This is a genomic window from Amycolatopsis sp. NPDC006125, assembly GCF_040614195.1.
GTDB classification, from domain to species: Bacteria; Actinomycetota; Actinomycetes; order Mycobacteriales; family Pseudonocardiaceae; genus Amycolatopsis_E; species Amycolatopsis_E tucumanensis.
The window spans coordinates 1-18,496 of sequence record NZ_JBEXTZ010000096.1 but is presented as its reverse complement, the minus strand read 5'-3'; the positions used below and the strand labels follow the sequence as shown (position 1 = coordinate 18,496).

Sequence of the window (18,496 nt, the reverse complement as noted above, 5' to 3'; positions counted from 1 at the left end):
CTAGATTGGGCACACGTCGGAACACGGCTCGCGAACGCAAAAGAGGAGAACCTGTGCCGCCCTGGCCCGGATTGCCCTACCCGCTGGGTGCCACCTACGACGGTGTGGGCACCAACTTCGCCGTCTTCTCGGAAGTCGCGGATCACGTCGAGCTGTGCCTGGTCAACGAGGACGGCACCGAGGAGCGGCACCGCCTGACCGAGGTCGACGGTTTCGTCCACCACGGGTACCTGCTCGGCGTCGGCCCCGGCCAGCGCTACGGCTACCGCGTGCACGGCGAGTACGACCCGTCACGCGGCCTGCGCTGCAACCCGAACAAGCTGCTGATCGACCCGTACGCCAAGGCGATCGCCGGACACGTCGACTGGGACGAGGCGCTGTTCGCCTACCCGTTCGGCTCGCCGGACGAGCGCAACGACGCGGACTCCGCGGCGCACGTCCCGCACGCGGTGGTGGTCAACCCGTTCTTCGACTGGGGTGACGACCGGCCGCCGCGCACGCCGTACAACGAGACGGTGATCTACGAGGCGCACGTCCGCGGCCTCACGATGAACCACCCGGAGGTGCCCTCGCGGCTGCGCGGCACCTACGCCGGGCTCGCACACCCCGCGGTGATCGACCACCTCACGAAGCTCGGCGTCACGGCGATCGAACTGATGCCGGTGCACCAGTTCATCACCGACCACGGCCTGGCCGAGAAGGGCCTGCGCAACTACTGGGGCTACAACACGATCGGCTTCTTCGCCCCGCACGAGGGCTACGCGGCGCTGCCCGAGCAGGCCGGCCAGGTGCAGGAGTTCAAGGGCATGGTCAAGGCCCTGCACGAGGCAGGCATCGAGGTCATCCTCGACGTCGTCTACAACCACACCGCCGAGGGCAACCACCTCGGCCCGACGCTGTCCATGCGCGGCATCGACAACCAGGCCTACTACCGGCTGGTCGAGGACGAGCCGCAGTACTACATGGACTACACCGGCACCGGCAACTCGCTCAACGTGCGCAACCCGCACACGCTGCAGCTCATCATGGACTCGCTGCGGTACTGGGTCACCGAGATGCACGTCGACGGGTTCCGCTTCGACCTCGCGGCCACCCTGGCCCGCGAGTTCTACGACGTCGACCGGCTGTCCACGTTCTTCGACCTGGTGCAGCAGGACCCGACGGTGAGCCGGGTCAAGCTGATCGCCGAGCCGTGGGACGTCGGGCCGGGCGGCTACCAGGTCGGCAATTTCCCTCCACTGTGGACGGAGTGGAACGGCCAGTACCGGGACACCGTGCGGGACTTCTGGCGCGGCGAGCCCGCCACGCTCGGCGAGTTCGCCTCCCGGCTCACCGGATCCTCCGACCTGTACCAGGACGACGGCCGCCGCCCGTACGCCTCGATCAACTTCGTCACCGCGCACGACGGCTTCACGTTGCAGGACCTGGTGTCCTACAACAACAAGCACAACGAGGCCAACGGCGAGGACGGCCGGGACGGCGCCGACGACAACCGCTCGTGGAACTGCGGCGTCGAGGGCGAGACCGACGACGAAGAGGTGCTGGCGCTGCGGGCCAAGCAGCGCCGCAACATGCTCGCCACCCTGCTGCTGTCGCAGGGCGTGCCGATGCTGCTGCACGGCGACGAGATGGGCCGCACCCAGCAGGGCAACAACAACGTCTACTGCCAGGACAACGAGATCTCCTGGATGGACTGGTCGCTCGCCAAGGCCAACGCCGACCAGGTCGAGTTCACCGCCGCGCTGACCGCGTTCCGCAAGAAGCACCCGGTGTTCCGGCGCCGCCGCTTCTTCGCCGGGAAACCGATCGGCAAGGGCGAGGAGCTGCGCGACATCGCCTGGTTCACGCCCTCCGGCGAGGAGATGAAGGAGCAGAACTGGGACGACGGCTTCGGCAAGGCCATCGTCGCGTTCCTCAACGGCGAGGGCATCAACGATCTCGACCCGCGCGGCATGAAGGTCACCGACGACTCGTTCCTGCTGGCGTTCAACGCGCACTACGAGGACATCGAACTGACCCTGCCGAACGCCGACTACGGCGCGGGCTGGGCGGTGGTGATCGACACCGAGGCCGGGACGGTCGCGGAGGAGCCGGGTGAGCCGGTGGCCGCCGGCGGCACGATGAACCTGCCCGCTCGTTCGCTCGTGGTGCTGCAGCGGGTGGACGCATGAGACCCTCCGCCACCTACCGGGTCCAGCTGCGCCCGGAGTTCACCTTCGCCGACGCCGCCGACCGCATCCCGTACCTGCGCAAGCTCGGCGTCGGCGCGCTGTACGCCTCCCCGGTGCTGGATGCGACGCCCGGGTCCACCCACGGCTACGACGTGGTCGACCCGACGCGGGCGCGGCCGGAGCTGGGCGGCGAGGACGCGCGGCGGGAGCTGGCGAAGCGGCTGCGGGACGCGGGGCTCGGGTTCGTCGTGGACATCGTGCCCAACCACATGGCGGTCGAGGTCGCGAAGGCCAACCCGTGGTGGTGGGACGTGCTGCGGAACGGCCCCGGCTCGGCGCACGCCGACTACTTCGACATCGACTGGCGGCGCGGCAAGGTGCTGCTGCCCGTCCTCGGCGACGACGCCGACGTGGCGGAGCTGCGGGTCGACGGCGACGAACTCGTCTACTACGAGCACCGGTTCCCGATCGCGCCGGGCACCGGCGAGGGCAGCCCGCAGGAGGTGCACGCGCGGCAGCACTACGAGCTGGTGGGCTGGCGGCGGGGCAACGCGGAGCTGAACTACCGCCGCTTCTTCGACATCACCACGCTCGCCGCGGTGCGGGTCGAGCTGCCCGACGTCTTCCACGCCACCCACGGCGAGGTGCTGCGCTGGGTCGCCGAGGGCGACGTCACCGGCCTGCGCGTGGACCACCCGGACGGCCTCGCCGACCCCGGCGGCTACATGCGGATGCTGCGCGCGGGCGCGCCGGAGGCGTGGCTCGTGGTGGAGAAGATCCTGCACCCGGGCGAGGACCTGCCGCAGAGCTGGCCGGTCGACGGCACCACCGGCTATGACGCGCTGCGCGAGATCACCGGGCTGTTCGTCGACCCGGCGGGCGAGGCGCCGCTGACCGAGCTGGCGCGGTCGCTGGGCCAGCCGGTGGACTACCACGAGGTCGAGGACAGGGCCCGGCGGCTGGTGACCGACCGCATCCTGGTGGCCGAGGTGCGCCGGATCGCCGCGCTGGTGCGCGGCGTGGAGCCGGAGGCGGCGCAGGGAGCGGTGGCCGAGACGATGGTCGCGTTCCCGGTGTACCGGTCCTACCTGCCCGAGGGCGAGGCGCACTGGGCGGCCGCGATCGCCGCTGCCCGCGCGGCGCGCCCCGACCTGTCCGAGGCGATCGACGCGCTGGACTTCCAGGTGCGGGAGGACCCGCACGGCGAGCTGGCCACCCGCATCCAGCAGACCTCCGGGATGGTGGTGGCCAAGGGCACCGAGGACACCACCTTCTACCGCTACACGCGCTTCGCCGCGCTCAACGAGGTCGGCGGCTCCCCCAACGACTTCGGCGCCTCCGTGGACGCCTTCCACGCGATGGCCGCCGCCCGCGAGGCAGGCTGGCCCGCGGCGATGACCACCCTGACCACGCACGACACCAAGCGGTCCGAGGACGTGCGGGCGCGGCTGGCGGTGCTGTCGGAGGTGCCCGGCGAGTTCGCCGACGCGGTCCGGCGGTGGACCGGACGGCGCGGTATCGACGAGCCGTCGTTGAACCTGCTGGCCTGGCAGACGCTGGTGGGCGCCTGGCCGATCACGCCGGAGCGGCTGCGGGACTACCTGGACAAGGCGGCCAAGGAGAGCAAGCTCCGCACCACCTGGACCGACCACGACGAGGAGTTCGAGAAAGCGGTCGCGGCGTGGCCGGACGAGGTCCTCGGCGACGCGGACCTGGCGGCCGAGGTCGAGTCGTTCGTGGCGCGGGTGCGTGAACCGGGGTGGTCGAACTCCTTGGCGCAGAAGCTGATCCAGCTCACCGCACCCGGCGTGCCGGACGTCTACCAGGGCACCGAGCTGTGGGACTTCTCGCTGGTCGACCCGGACAACCGGCGGCCGGTCGACTACGCGCTGCGGGCCGCGCTGCTGGAGGAGATCGAGGGCGGGTGGCTGCCGCCGGTCGACTCCTCCGGCGCGGCGAAGCTGCTCGTCGTGCACCGGGCGCTGACCCTGCGCCGGGACTCCCCCGAGCTGTTCACCGGCTACCGCCGCCTGCACGCCGAGGGCCCGGCCGCGGCGCACGTGGTCGCCTTCGAGCGCACCGGGCTGATCACGGTGGCCACCCGGCTGCCCGTCGGGCTGGCCGAGAGCGGCGGCTGGCGCGGCACGGTGCTGCCGCTGCCCGCCGGTGAGTGGACGGACGCGATCACCGGCGCGGCGGTCACCGGCGAGCTGTCGGAAATGCTCGCGCGTTATCCGGTCGCGTTGCTGGTCCGAGGAGAGTCATGACCTTCCGGGTGTGGGCGCCCGCCGTCTCGCGAGTGCGCGTGCGCACCGGCGGCGCCGATCACGAGATGACGGCCGGTGGCGGCGGCTGGTGGTTCTCCGACGTGCCCGCGCCGCCGGGCGCCGACTACGCGTTCGTGCTCGACGACGACGAGAAGGCGCTTCCCGACCCGCGGTCGTCGTGGCAGCCCCAGGGCGTGCACGGGCCGTCGCGGATCTACGACCACTCCGCGTTCGACTGGACCGACGGGTCGTGGACCGGGCGGGCGCTGCCCGGCGGCGTGATCTACGAGCTGCACGTCGGCACGTTCACCCCGGAGGGCACCTTCGACGCGGCGATCGGGCGGCTGGACCACCTCGTCGACCTCGGCGTCACGTTCGTCGAGGTGCTGCCGGTCAACTCGTTCGACGGCACCGACGGCTGGGGCTACGACGGTGTGCTGTGGGGCGCGGCGCACGAGCCCTACGGCGGGCCCGACGGGTTCAAACGGTTCGTCGACGCCTGCCACGCGCGCGGCCTGGCCGTGGTGCTCGACGTCGTCTACAACCACCTCGGGCCGTCCGGGGCGTACCTGGACCGGTTCGGTCCGTACTTCGCAGGCAGCAACGACTGGGGTCCAGGGCTCAACCTGGACGGCGAGGGCTCCGACGAGGTCCGCAGGTACGTGCTGGACAACGCGCTCGGCTGGCTGCGCGACTTCCACGTCGACGCGTTGCGGCTGGACGCGGTGCACGCGCTGAGCGACCGGCGGGCCACGCACCTGCTGGAGGAGCTGGCGGTGGAGGTGGAGGCGCTGTCGGCGGCGGTGCGGCGGCCGCTGACGCTGATCGCCGAGTCCGACCTCAACGACCCGCGGCTGGTCACCGCGCGCGAGGGCGGCGGGTACGGGCTGCACGCCCAGTGGTGCGACGACCTGCATCACGCGCTGCACGTGACGCTGTCCGGGGAGACCAGCGGGTACTACGCCGACTTCGGCGCGCCCGGGGCACTGGAGAGGACGCTGCGGCAGGCGTTCTTCCACGCCGGCACGTGGTCGTCGTTCCGGGAGCGGACGCACGGGCGGCCGGTCGACACGCGGACGGTGCCCGGGCACCGGTTCCTGATCTACCTGCAGAACCACGACCAGATCGGCAACCGGGCCACCGGCGACCGGTTGTCCGCTTCGGTGCCGCTCGGGCGCCTGGCCTGCGGCGCGGCGATCGTGTTCTGCTCGCCGTACACGCCGATGGTGTTCATGGGCGAGGAGTGGGCAGCGCGCACGCCGTGGCAGTTCTTCGCGTCGTTCCCGGACCCGGAGCTGGCCGAGGCCGTCCGGACGGGCCGCCGCCGCGAGTTCGCCCGCCACGGCTGGGGCGAGGCCGAGGTGCCGGACCCGATGGACCCGGCGACGGTGGAGCGCTCGCGGCTGGACTGGTCCGAGCCGGGCAAGGAGGGGCACCGCGAGGTGCTCGACCTGTACCGGTCGCTGATCGCGTTGCGCCGGTCCCGGCCGGAGCTGGCGGACCCCTGGCTGGACCGGTTCGAGGTCCGCGCGGACGGCCCGCTGCTGACCGTCGACCGCGGCGCCCTGCGGCTGGTGTGCAACTTCGGCCCCGAGGCCGCCGACCTGGGCGAACCGGCGAGCCAGGTGCTGCTCTCGTGGGGCGACGCCACGGCCACCCACCTGCCCCCGGACACGTTCGTCCTGATCGACACGCTCGGCTGATCACGCCAGGTCACCGACCGCCCGCGGGCTTGCCCGACCGCCACCGCCCGGCGGTGACCAAACCCGCACCACCCCGCGCGGTCAGCCCACCGCCCTGCCATCCATCCCGCCGAAGGGGCTGCAGGCCTGGGCGAACGCGCCGACCCGCCACACCCCGTCATCACCCACCCGGCCGCCCCACCTACCGACCACCATCCGCCCGCGCCGACCTGGGCGAACCCGCCGACCCGCCACACCCGGTCACCACCCACCCGGCCGCCCCCACATACCGACCACCATCCGCCCGCGCCGACCTGGGCGAACGCGCCCACCCGCCACGCCCGGTCACCACCCACCCGGCCGCCCCCACGTACCGACCACCCATCCGCCTCGCACAGAAGGCACCGACGTGCGCTGACAAACCCACACCCGCCGCACCCCACCTGATCAGCACTCTGCGGCGGTGACCAAACCCTCACCACCCCCGCGACCAGCCCCACCTACCCGCCACCCATCCCCCCGCGCAGAAGCCACCGACCTGCGCGAACAACCCCTCGTCCCCTCGCCGCGGCCACCCGCCGTCACCACCGGCTCCCGCACCCCCACCTGATCAACACCGTTCGGCGGTGACGAAACGGTCGGGGGGTGCTGGGAGAATCGGGGCATGGCCATCCGACCTGCCACCGACAACCTCGTCCTCGCCGGGCGCCCCTTCCCCTTGGGCGCGCACCCGGAGGGCGGGGGCGTCCGGTTCGCCGTCACCTCGACCGTCGCCGACGCCGTCGAGGTGTGCCTGATCAGCGAGGACGGCTCCGAACGCCGGGTCGAGCTCACCGAGCGCACCTTCGGCGTGTGGCACGGCCTGGTGCCCGGCGTGACGTCGGGCCAGAAGTACGGCTACCGCGTGCACGGCCCGTACGACCCGTCGCGCGGCCTGCGCTGCAACCCGGACAAGATCCTCGTCGACCCGTACGCCACCCGCATCACCGGCGCCCTCACCGACCTGACCGCCGCGCTCGGCCACGCGGGCGACCCGATGCACCACCGGCGCTCCAAGGTCGACTCGCTGGGCAGCGTGCCGCTGTCGGTGGTCACCTCGCACGGCGGCCCGGACACGGGCGTGAAGCCCGAGGTGCCGTTCGAGGAGTCGGTCATCTACGAGATGCACGTGAAGGGCTTCACGCAGCGCAACCCGGAGATCCCGGCGAACCTGCGCGGCACCTACCTGGGCCTGGCGCACCCGGCGGCGATCGAGCACCTGGTGCGGCTCGGGGTGACCGCGGTGGAGCTGCTGCCGGTGCACTGGTTCACCGAGGAGCCCTACCTGGTGCGCACCGGGCGGAAGAACTACTGGGGGTACTCGCCGCTGGGGTACTTCGCGCCGCACGCCGGGTACGCGAGCGAGCCGGGGCGCGAGGTCGCCGAGTTCCGCACCATGGTCGCCGCCCTGCACGCGGCCAACATCGAGGTCATCCTCGACGTGGTCTTCAACCACACCTGCGAGGGCGGCCTGGACGGGCCCACCCTGTCCTTCCGCGGCCTGGACGCCCCGGCCTACTACCTGCACGCCGGCCGCGGCAACGTCATCGACCTGACCGGCTGCGGCAACACGCTGGAGCCGCGTTCGCCGACGGTGATCCGGCTGGTCACCGACTCGCTGCGGTACTGGGCGACCGAGATGGGTGTCGACGGGTTCCGGTTCGACCTGGCCAGCACGCTCGGGCGGCCCGGCGGCGGCGCGTTCGACCGCGACTCGGCGCTGCTGACCGCGATCACCACCGACCCGGTGCTGTCCCGGTGCAAGCTGATCGCCGAGCCGTGGGACGTGACCGGCCACGGCTACCGCGTCGGCGACTTCGGGGCGCAGTGGGCGGAGTGGAACGGCCGCTATCGCGACACGGTGCGCGACTTCTGGCGCGGCGCGGTGGGCGTGGACGACCTGGCGTTCCGGCTGTCCGGGTCGTCGGACCTGTACGACCACAACCTTCGCCGCCCGTGGCAGTCGGTCAACTTCATCACCGCGCACGACGGCTTCACGCTGCGGGATCTGGTGTCCTACAACGAAAAGCACAACGAGGCCAACGGCGAGGACAACCGCGACGGGACGAACGACAACCGCTCGTGGAACCACGGCGCCGAGGGCGAGACCGACGATCCGGAGATCCGGCAGCTGCGGGCCAGGCAGGCGCGCAACCTGCTCGCGACGCTGCTGTTGTCGACGGGCACCCCGATGCTCGTCGCGGGTGACGAGCTGTGGCGCACCCAGGGCGGCAACAACAACGCGTACTGCCTGGACGACGAGACGTCGTGGCTGGACTGGTCCGGCGACCCGGACGCGACCGCGATGCTGGCCTTCACGCGACGGCTGGTGCACCTGCGGGCCGCGAGCCCCGCCCTCAGGCAGCCCGAGTTCTTCGAAGGCCGCACGACGCCCACCGGGCGGCCCGACCTGATCTGGTTCCGCCCCGACGGCGAGGAGATGACGGAGGAGGACTGGTTCGACGGCGGCCGCCGCACGCTGATGATGTGGATCGACGGGTCGAACAGCCAGTCCCGCACCCGTGAGGGCGAACTGATCGCCGACCACTCGTGGCTGCTGATCCTCCACTCCGGCGACGAGCCCGTGAAGGTCACCCTGCCCGGCCCGGAGTTCGGCGAGACCCTGAAGCCGACCCTGGACACCACGACACCGGACGGCAGCCCCGCCACCCCGGGTGCCCTCACGCCCGGCAGCAGGCTGACCCTGCCCGCGAGGGCGCTGCTGCTGCTCCGCGCCCCCCGCGACATCACGCCGAGGTAGACCGGCCGAGCGCTGTCACAGAGGTGGAGCACCGTGCGGCAGGAGCACGCCGCGCGGCGACACGTGTGGCGGCAGGTGGCACCGCGAACGCCAGCGCCGCGCTCCCCTCTTGCGGGCGCGGCGCCACAGGCGGTGCAGGCGGGGCGAGCACCATCCGCCCACGCCGGAGCGTGACCACCCCGGCAACCACCGCCCGATCCCCCTCCCCCACCAACCAGCACCACCCGCACCTCTCCACGACCACCGGAACAGACCAGCGCCCCCAGGGTTACCGGCGGGTACGACGGGGCACCCCGATCCCAGGCGTGGCAAGCCCTTCCGAGCTGACGCCCGTTGGTGTTACCCGACTTGCCTGAACGCCGTTGAGGGGTCGAAAGTGCGCGTGGAAGGCGCCGAAGCGAACCACGCCGTGACGCGTGGGTTACCAGTCGATGACCACACTGGACACACGTGGCCCGCCGACGGAGAGTGACACCCGAGGCGGTAGTTTGCGCACGTTCGCAGCTGGGTACCTCCTTCCGAAGACCTGTACGTCCCCACCGGGCCGTCGGGTGGGGCTGCATATTCGACAACAACGGTGAGAGGGGCGCTGCCGATGACCGGCCGGCTCGGCATCGACGACGTGACCCCAGCGGTCAGCTGTGGCCACTACCCGGCGAAAGCGGTGGTGGGGGAACACGTTCCGATCTCGGCGACGGTCTGGCGGGAGGGTCACGACGCGGTCGCCGCCACGGTGTCCTGGCGCGGCCCGCACGACCGGATCTCCCGCCGCACCCGGATGACCGAGCAGGGCACTGGTCTGGACCGCTTCGGCGCGGTCATCGTCCCCGACGCCGAGGGCCTGTGGACCTTCCGCGTCGACGCGTGGAGCGACCCCTGGTCGACCTGGAAGCACGCCGTCAAGGTCAAGGTGGCCGCCGGGCAGGACGCCACCGAGCTGGCCAACGACCTGGAGACCGGCGCCCGCCTGCTGGACCGCGTCTCGCGCCGCCCGGACCGCCGCCGCGAGCGCGCCCTGCTCACCAGCGCCGCGCACGCCCTGCGCGACACCGACCGCTACCTCGCCGAGCGCGTCGGCCCCGCGCTGTCGGTCGACGTGGACCGGATCATGCACGAGTACCCGGTGCGCGAGCTGGTCACCAAGGGCAAGCCGATGCGCATCTGGGTCGACCGGGAACGCGCCGCGTTCGGGTCCTGGTACGAGTTCTTCCCCCGCTCCACCGGCGGCTGGGACGAGCAAGGCCGTCCCGTGCACGGCACCTTCCAGACCGCGGCCAAGGCCCTGGACCGCATCGCGCGCATGGGTTTCGACGTCGTCTACCTGCCCCCGATCCACCCAATCGGCCGCGTGAACCGCAAGGGGCGCAACAACACCCTCACCCCGGACGAGACCGACGTCGGCTCGCCGTGGGCCATCGGATCCGACGAGGGCGGCCACGACGCGGTCCACCCGCAGCTGGGCACCATCGACGATTTCGACGACTTCGTCGCCCGCGCCACCGAGCTGGGCCTGGAGGTCGCCCTCGACCTGGCGCTGCAGGCCGCCCCCGACCACCCCTGGGTGCTGAAGAACCCGGAGTTCTTCACCACGCGCCCGGACGGCAGCATCGCCTACGCCGAGAACCCGCCGAAGAAGTACCAGGACATCTACCCGATCAACTTCGACAACGACCCCGAGGGCATCTACGCCGAGGTGCTGCGTGTGGTGCTGCACTGGGTTTCGCACGGGGTCCGCATCTTCCGGGTCGACAACCCGCACACCAAGCCGCCGGACTTCTGGGCCTGGCTGATCAAGACCGTGAAGGACGCGCACCCGGACGTGCTGTTCCTGTCCGAGGCCTTCACCCGCCCGGCCCGCCTGTGGGGCCTGGCCAAGCTCGGGTTCACCCAGTCCTACACCTACTTCACCTGGCGCACGACGAAGGAGGAGCTGACCGAGTTCGGCGTCGACCTGGTCGAGCACTGGGACGTCGGCAGGCCGAACCTGTTCGTCAACACGCCGGACATCCTGCACGAGTCGCTGCAGAAGGGCGGCCCGGCCATGTTCGCGCTGCGCGCCGCGCTCGCCGCGACGCTGTCGCCGACCTGGGGCGTCTACTCCGGTTACGAGCTGTACGAGCACGAGCCGGTGCGCGAGGGCAGCGAGGAGTACCTCAACTCGGAGAAGTACGAGCTGCGCCCGCGCGACTTCGACCAGGCGCTGGCGGAGGGCCGCTCGCTGGAGCCGTGGCTGACGAAGCTCAACTCGGTGCGCCGCGCCCACCCCGCGCTGCAGCAGATGCGCACGCTGCGGTTCCACCACGTGGACAACCCGGCGCTGCTGGCGTATTCCAAGCAGGATCCGGCGACGGGCGACACCGTCGTCGTGGTGGTGACCCTGGATCCGCACCAGGCCCAGGAGGGGACCCTCTGGCTCGACCTGGCCGCGCTCGGTTTCGACTGGCACGAGCGGCTGATCGCGCACGACGAGGTCACCGGCGAGACCTGGGACTGGGGCCAGGCGAACTACGTGCGGCTCGAACCCTGGCGTTCGGTCGCGCACGTCGTCGGCGTCCAGCGGCGCCTGGCCGGCCGCGACTGATCCGGCCCCGACACAACACGGTTTTTCCACGGAGAACCCCGCGCACCGACCGGCGCCGGGGTAGTCGAACGCACCCGGATGAGGTGGGGAGAGGTGGAGTTCATGGACGAAGACGCCCGGCCCGACGCGGCGCTCGGTCTGGAGGGCATCCCGCACACCGGTGAGGCGATGACCCCCGACGGGATGCTCGTCGAGCCGCAGGCCGACGACTTCAAGCACGCGAAACAGGCCCCGGACAACCCGCACTGGTACAAGAGCGCTGTCTTCTACGAGGTGCTGGTGCGCGCGTTCGCCGACTCCAACGGCGACGGCACCGGCGACCTGCGCGGCCTGGCCGGCCGTCTCGACTACCTGGAGTGGCTCGGCGTCGACTGCCTCTGGCTGCCGCCCTTCTACGCCTCGCCACTGCGCGACGGCGGGTACGACATCAGCGACTTCCGCGCGGTGCTGCCGGAGTTCGGCACGGTCGAGGACTTCGTCTACCTCCTCGACGAGGCCCACCGGCGCGGCATCCGCGTGATCACCGACCTCGTCCTCAACCACACCTCGGACGTGCACCCGTGGTTCCAGCAGTCGCGGTCCGACCCCGACGGGCCCTACGGCGACTACTACGTCTGGAGCGACGACGACTCGCGCTACGCCGACGCGCGCATCATCTTCGTGGACACCGAAACGTCGAACTGGACCTACGACCCGGTGCGCGGCCAGTTCTACTGGCACCGCTTCTTCTCCCACCAGCCCGACCTCAACTACGAGAACCCGGACGTGCAGGAGGCCATGCTCGACGTCCTGCGGTTCTGGCTGGACCTGGGCATCGACGGCTTCCGTCTGGACGCGGTTCCCTACCTGTTCGAACAGGAGGGCACCAACTGCGAGAACCTGCCGCGCACGCACGAGTTCCTCAAGCGCTGCCGCAAGGTCGTCGACGACGAGTACCCGGGCCGGGTCCTGCTGGCCGAGGCGAATCAGTGGCCCTCCGACGTGGTCGAGTACTTCGGGGACCCGGCCACCGGCGGCGACGAGTGCCACATGGCGTTCCACTTCCCGTTGATGCCGCGCATCTTCATGGCCGTGCGCCGGGAGTCCCGCTTCCCGATCTCGGAGATCCTGGCGCAGACGCCGAAGATCCCGGACGGCGCGCAGTGGGGCATCTTCCTGCGCAACCACGACGAGCTGACGCTGGAGATGGTCAGCGACGAAGAGCGCGACTACATGTACGCGGAGTACGCCAAGGACCCGCGGATGAAGGCGAACATCGGCATCCGCCGCCGCCTGGCGCCGCTGCTGGAGAACGACCGCAACCAGCTCGAGTTGTTCACGGCTTTGCTGCTTTCGCTGCCCGGGTCACCCGTTCTGTACTACGGTGACGAGATCGGAATGGGCGACAACATCTGGCTGGGTGACCGCGACGCGGTGCGCACACCCATGCAGTGGACGCCCGATCGCAACGCCGGTTTCTCGGGTTGCGACCCGGGCCGGATCTACCTGCCGGTCATCATGGACCCGGTCTACGGGTACCAGGCGATCAACGTCGAGGCCCAGCGGGACAGCGCGTCGTCGCTGCTCAACTGGACGCGGCGGATGATCGAGGTCCGCAAGCAGCACCACGCGTTCGCCGAAGGCGACTTCGTCGAGCTCGGCGGGTCCAACCCGAGCGTGCTGGCCTACAAGCGGACCTGGATCCGGCCGGACGGGCGGCTCGACATCGTCCTGTGTGTGAACAATCTGTCGCGATTCCCGCAACCGGTCGAGCTGGACCTGTCGGAGCATCACGGTTACACGCCCCTGGAGCTCACCGGCGGTGTTCAGTTCCCCGACATCGGGGAACTGCCTTATCTGCTGACGTTGCCGGGGCACGGCTTCTACTGGTTCCAGCTGCTGGACGCGGACGCGAAGGCGAGGCGAGGTGAGTGACTTGACCGATCCCCGTGAGCTGGTCGGCGCGCTGGTGACCGAACTGCCGGAGTGGCTGCCCACGCAGCGGTGGTTCGCCGGGAAGGACCGCCCGATCACCGCGGTGCGCCCGCTGAGCACGACGGTCCTGATGCCGGGCGACCCGCTCCTGCTCCACCTCGTCGTCGAGGTGGAGCAGGACGACCGGCGCGAGCCGTACCAGCTCCTCATCGGGAGCCAGGCCCACCTGCCGGAGTACCTCGGGTCGAGCTGGATCGGCACCGAGAAGGGCCTGCCCTGCTACGAGGCCACCGGCGACGCCGACCTGACGAGCAAGCTGCTCGACCTGATCGCCGGGGACGCGCGGATCGGCTCGCTGCGGTTCGAGCGCGAACCGGGCACCGAGCTGCGGAGCGGGTTGCGGGCCCGGCCGGTGGGCGCGGAGCAGAGCAACACCTCGCTCGTGTTCGGTCACCACTACATCCTCAAGCTGTTCCGCAAGCTCACCCCGGGCGAGAACCCGGACCTGCGCCTGCACCGGGCGCTGCACGACGTGGGCAGCAAGCACATCGCCGACCTGCTCGGCTCGATCACCGGCGAACTCGACGGGGAGCCGGTCACGATCGGGATGCTGCAGAAGTTCGTGTCCGACGCGGTGGACGGCTGGGCCATGGCCACCACCAGCGTCCGGGACCTCATGGCCGATCCCGAGCTGCCCCCCGACGAGGTGGGCGGCGATTTCGCCGGGGAGGCGCAGCGGCTCGGCCAGGCTGTCGCCTCCGTGCACAGCGACCTGCGGCGGGCCCTCGGCGACGAGATCGCCGACGAGGGCGAGTTCGACCGCACGGTCAAGGCGATGCGGGATCGACTGGACACCGTCAGCCGCGCGGTGCCGCAACTGGCCGAGCACGCCCCGGCGCTGCGCGCCGCCTTCGAGAAGCTGCGGGAGGCGCGCGGACCGGTGTCCATGCAGTACATCCACGGTGACCTGCACCTGGGACAGGTGCTGCGCTGCGTCACCGGGTGGCTGCTGATCGACTTCGAGGGCGAGCCGGCCGCGCCGGCGGCCGAACGGGTGGCGCTGCGCTCGCCGCTGCGGGACGTCGCCGGGATGCTGCGCTCGTTCGACTACGCGGCGCACCAGATGCTGATCGGCCACGACGAGGACGATCCGCGGCTCACCGAGCGGGCGCTGGAGTGGGCGCGGCGCAACCGGTCGGCCTTCTGCGACGGCTACGCCAAGGCGGCGCCGGAGACGGTGGGCGACCCGCGTGCGCACGGCGACCTGCTGCGCGCGTTCGAGCTCGACAAGGCCGTCTACGAGGTGGCCTACGAACACGCCAACCGGCCGGAATGGCTGACCGTGCCGTTGGCATCCATCGCACGGATCACCGCAGGAGGCGAACAACCGTGAACGCGGTCCCAGCCGAACTGCCCGAGGCGGCCCCGCCGCCCGGCGACATCGACCGGCTGCTGGCCGGCTCGCACCACGACCCGCACTCGGTCCTCGGTGTGCACACCGTGGGCGACGCGGTGGTGGTGCGGGCGCTGCGGCCGGGTGCGCGCCGGGTGAGCGTGGTCGCCGCCGACCACAAGTTCGACCTGGAACGGGTCGTGGACGGCCTGTTCGCCGGAACGGTGCCCGAGCACCCCGGCGACTACCGGCTGGAGGTCGACTACGACGGGCAGGTGTGCACGCTCGACGACCCGTACCGGTGGCTGCCCACGGTGGGCGAGCTGGACCAGCACCTGATCGGCGAGGGCAGGCACGAGCGGCTGTGGGACGTGCTGGGCGCGCACCCCCGGTCCTACGAGACGCCGAGCGGGGTCGTCACCGGCACGTCGTTCGCGGTGTGGGCGCCGACCGCGCGGGGGGTGCGGGTGATCGGCGACTTCAACGGGTGGGACGGCCGGTCGCACCCGATGCGCTCGCTCGGCTCGTCCGGGGTGTGGGAGGTGTTCATCCCGGGCGTGGAGATCGGCACGCACTACAAGTTCCGCGTCCTCGGCGCCGACGGGCAGTGGCACGAGAAGGCCGACCCGATGGCATTCGCGACGGAGAAACCGCCCGCGACCGCGTCGGTGGTCACCGCGTCGGCCTACGAGTGGTCCGACGAGGAGTGGCTGGCCAAGCGCAACGCCACCAACTGGGCGAACGCGCCGATGAGCGTCTACGAGGTGCACCTCGGTTCGTGGCGGCCCGGGCTGGGCTACCGCGAGCTGGCCGAGGAACTGGCCGACTACGTGCGGGACATGGGTTTCACGCACGTCGAGCTGCTGCCGATCGCCGAGCACCCGTTCGGCGGGTCGTGGGGCTACCAGGTCACCTCCTACTACGCGCCGACCGCGCGGTTCGGCCACCCGGACGACTTCCGGTACTTCGTGGACCGGCTGCACCAGCGCGGCATCGGCGTGATCGTGGACTGGGTGCCCGCCCACTTCCCCAAGGACAACTGGGCGCTGGCGCGCTTCGACGGCACCCCGCTGTACGAGCACGCCGACCCGCGCCGCGGCGAGCAGCTGGACTGGGGCACGTACGTGTTCGACTTCGGCCGCAACGAGGTGCGCAACTTCCTGGTCGCGAACGCGCTGTTCTGGCTGGAGGAGTACCACCTGGACGGTCTGCGCGTGGACGCGGTGGCCTCGATGCTGTACCTAGACTACTCGCGGCCGGAGGGCCAGTGGGTGCCCAACCAGTACGGCGGCCGGGAGAACCTGGACGCGGTGCGGTTCCTGCAGGAGCTGAACGCGACCGTCTACAAGCGACACCCGGGCGCGGTGATGATCGCCGAGGAGTCGACGGCGTGGCCGGGCGTGACGCGGCCGACGCACCTGGGCGGCCTCGGGTTCGGGTTCAAGTGGAACATGGGCTGGATGCACGACACGCTGCACTACCTGGCGCACGATCCGGTGCACCGGTCCTACCACCACAACGAGATGACGTTCTCGCTGGTGTACGCGTGGAGCGAGAACTTCGTGCTGCCGCTGTCGCACGACGAGGTCGTGCACGGCAAGGGCTCGCTGTGGGGCCGCATGCCCGGCGACGACTGGAACAAGGCCGCCGGCGTGCGGTCGCTGCTGGCGTTCATGTGGGCGCACCCCGGCAAGCAGCTGCTGTTCATGGGCGGCGAGTTCGGCCAGGAGCAGGAGTGGTCGGAGGAGCGGTCGCTGGACTGGCACCTGCTGGAACAGCCGCTGCACGGCGGGATCCAGAAGCTGATGCGGGACCTGAACGCCGCGTACACGTCGTCGCCGGCGTTGTTCAGCGCGGACACCACGCCGGAGGGCTTCGCCTGGATCGACGCGAACGACTCGGGCGGCAACGTGCTGAGCTTCCTGCGCATCGGCGAGGACGGCTCGCGGCTGGCGTGCGTGGCGAACTTCGCCGGGATGCCGCACCACGACTACCGGGTCGGGTTGCCCGCCGCGGGCCGGTGGCGCGAGGTCGTGAACACCGACGCCGAGATCTACGGCGGCTCCGGGGTGGGCAACTACGGCGCGGTCGAGGCCGAGCTGGAGCCGTGGCACGGACAGCCGGCGTCGGCGGTGCTGCAGCTGCCGCCGTCCGGGGTGCTCTGGCTCGCGCCGGAGGAGTGATCGTCGCCACCAGCACTAATGGCACGGGGTGCCACTCCTGCGGGAGTGGCACCCCGTGCCGTTTCAGTCGGCGGAGCGCAGCGCCTGGCTGATCTGCCGGACCACTTCGGACAGCGGGGCGGAGGTCTTGAGCACGGCGACCACCGACTCGTCGTCGCGGTCCGCGCGCGGGGCCGCGGTGTCCGCGAAGGCGTCGATCACCAGCGCGAACGCCTCCTTCGCGTGCGCGTGGGCGTCCTCGGCGCCGCCGCTGCGCAGCCACCGGCGCAGGACGTGGTTGTGGGCCGCCGCGACCGCCGCCGCGGCGACCGAGCCGCGCAGGTCCCACAGCGGGTCGCCGGCCGACTGGAACCGCGCGCGCAGGAAGGTCGCGAGCACGCGCTGGTAGCGGTCGACGCTCGCGACCTCCTTGTCCCGCAACGAAGGCACGGTGCGGGTGAGGGCGAAGCGCTTGACCGAGACGTCCGGGTCGGCGAGGTAGGAGTCGAGCACCAGCCCGACCCCGGCGCACGCCACTTCGAGGGGGTTCTGCCGCTCGTCCGCGGTGGCGAAGAGCTGCTCGATGCGCCCGAGGACCTCCTCGTGGTTCGGGAAGATCGCGTCCTCCTTCGACCGGAAGTACCGGAAGAAGGTGCGACGGCCGACACCGGCGGCCGAGGCGATCTCGTCGACCGTGGTGGCGTCGTACCCCTGCTCGGAGAACTTCTCGATCGCCGCCACGGTGAGGGCGTGCCGCAGCCGCCTGCGCCCCGCGGTGGTCCTGCCCACCCGCGGTCGCGGCGCGGACCGGGACTCGTCGGACATGAGGACGAAACTAACAGGCCGGTCTTGCTAAGGGCACGCAGTGCCATTAGCATCACAGTCATCCACCGCCGACTCGGGCACTGCCGCTCTGGTGCCCCGCCTCACCGGGAAGGGGGCTCGTCATGAGCGTCGATCACGATCTGGGCACCAAGCGTCCGGCCAGCACGCCCGTGGACTACCGCCGCACGTTCGGCTGGCCGGTCCACTGGCAGAACGGCACCCTCAACTTCGTGATCGGGGCGGGCATCGGCGCGGTCGCCGTGCCGCGGGCCCGGGCCGAGCAGGTGCTGGAGAACCTGGCGCGCCAGGGCTGCCGCGGGCCCGCGCTGAGCGTGCCCACCAAGCACGGTTCGGTGGTCATCTTCCTGGTCGAGGCCGACATCCTGGGCAGCGACGCCGAGTTCCTCCCCCGCGACGTGCGGGTGCTGACGGCGGGCACCTCCATCCCGATGCCGGGCACCCACGGCCCCGCCGACCTCGCGCGGTGGATCGTGCCGCCGGACCCGCAGCAGCGCTGGCTGCCGAGCCTGACGGCGGTGCTGGCGGCGATCCGCTCGGCGGGCCGCTACCGCTGAAGCGAGTAGGCGCTTTCCGGCCGCGGCGGGCTGTTCCCCATCACCGAGGCATGCGCGCTTCCCCGGCGCGGAAACAGCGCCGCCACCCGGGGGCGGCGCTGGCCGCCCCGCTCGGCGGGGCTCGGA

General features: G+C 71.3%; 10 protein-coding genes. 9 read left to right on the top strand and 1 reads right to left on the bottom strand.

Annotated elements, in window-relative coordinates:
* The first annotated feature begins 53 nt into the window (after positions 1-53).
* The 8 genes from glgX (ABZ193_RS34710) (at position 54) to glgB (ending at position 16,991) form a co-directional block, all read left to right on the top strand.
* A complete protein-coding gene (glgX, locus tag ABZ193_RS34710) occupies positions 54-2,171 on the top strand; it encodes a glycogen debranching protein GlgX (protein ID WP_354712852.1) in 2,118 nt (705 codons plus the stop codon).
* Entirely contained in the window at positions 2,168-4,438 is a 2,271-nt protein-coding gene (gene treY, locus ABZ193_RS34705) for a malto-oligosyltrehalose synthase (RefSeq protein ID WP_354712851.1), read from the top strand. The genes glgX (ABZ193_RS34710) and treY overlap by 4 nt, the downstream gene beginning before the upstream one ends.
* Positions 4,435-6,141, top strand: a complete 1,707-nt coding sequence (treZ, locus tag ABZ193_RS34700; protein WP_354712850.1) for a malto-oligosyltrehalose trehalohydrolase — start codon at positions 4,435-4,437, stop codon at positions 6,139-6,141. Before treY ends, treZ begins: the two co-directional genes overlap by 4 nt.
* A gap of 643 nt (positions 6,142-6,784) precedes the next feature.
* Entirely contained in the window at positions 6,785-8,920 is a 2,136-nt protein-coding gene (glgX, locus tag ABZ193_RS34695) for a glycogen debranching protein GlgX (RefSeq protein ID WP_354712849.1), read from the top strand.
* 595 nt (positions 8,921-9,515) lie between these two features.
* Positions 9,516-11,501 carry a maltotransferase domain-containing protein gene (locus tag ABZ193_RS34690; RefSeq protein WP_020420584.1) on the top strand — a complete coding sequence of 662 codons (1,986 nt, stop codon included), beginning with the start codon at positions 9,516-9,518 and terminating at the stop codon, positions 11,499-11,501.
* A gap of 102 nt (positions 11,502-11,603) precedes the next feature.
* Complete coding sequence (gene treS, locus ABZ193_RS34685) at positions 11,604-13,415, top strand: maltose alpha-D-glucosyltransferase (protein ID WP_027936240.1); 1,812 nt, start codon at positions 11,604-11,606, stop codon at positions 13,413-13,415.
* Position 13,416: 1 nt separating this feature from the next.
* Positions 13,417-14,808, top strand: coding sequence for an aminoglycoside phosphotransferase (locus ABZ193_RS34680; RefSeq protein WP_354712848.1), 1,392 nt, complete (start codon positions 13,417-13,419; stop codon positions 14,806-14,808).
* Positions 14,805-16,991 (top strand): 1,4-alpha-glucan branching protein GlgB, encoded by a 2,187-nt coding sequence (gene glgB, locus ABZ193_RS34675; protein ID WP_237337866.1) that lies wholly within the window; start codon positions 14,805-14,807, stop codon positions 16,989-16,991. Before ABZ193_RS34680 ends, glgB begins: the two co-directional genes overlap by 4 nt.
* Positions 16,992-17,054: 63 nt before the next feature.
* On the opposite strand, the gene ABZ193_RS34670 is transcribed toward glgB, so the two are convergent.
* Entirely contained in the window at positions 17,055-17,795 is a 741-nt protein-coding gene (locus tag ABZ193_RS34670) for a TetR family transcriptional regulator (protein WP_237337867.1), read from the bottom strand.
* Between the two features lie 122 nt (positions 17,796-17,917).
* Here ABZ193_RS34670 and ABZ193_RS34665 point away from each other — a divergent pair, with 122 nt between their 5' ends.
* Positions 17,918-18,370: a hypothetical protein gene (locus ABZ193_RS34665; protein ID WP_237337868.1), complete on the top strand. Its 453-nt coding sequence runs from the start codon at positions 17,918-17,920 to the stop codon at positions 18,368-18,370.
* Positions 18,371-18,496 lie beyond the last annotated feature (126 nt).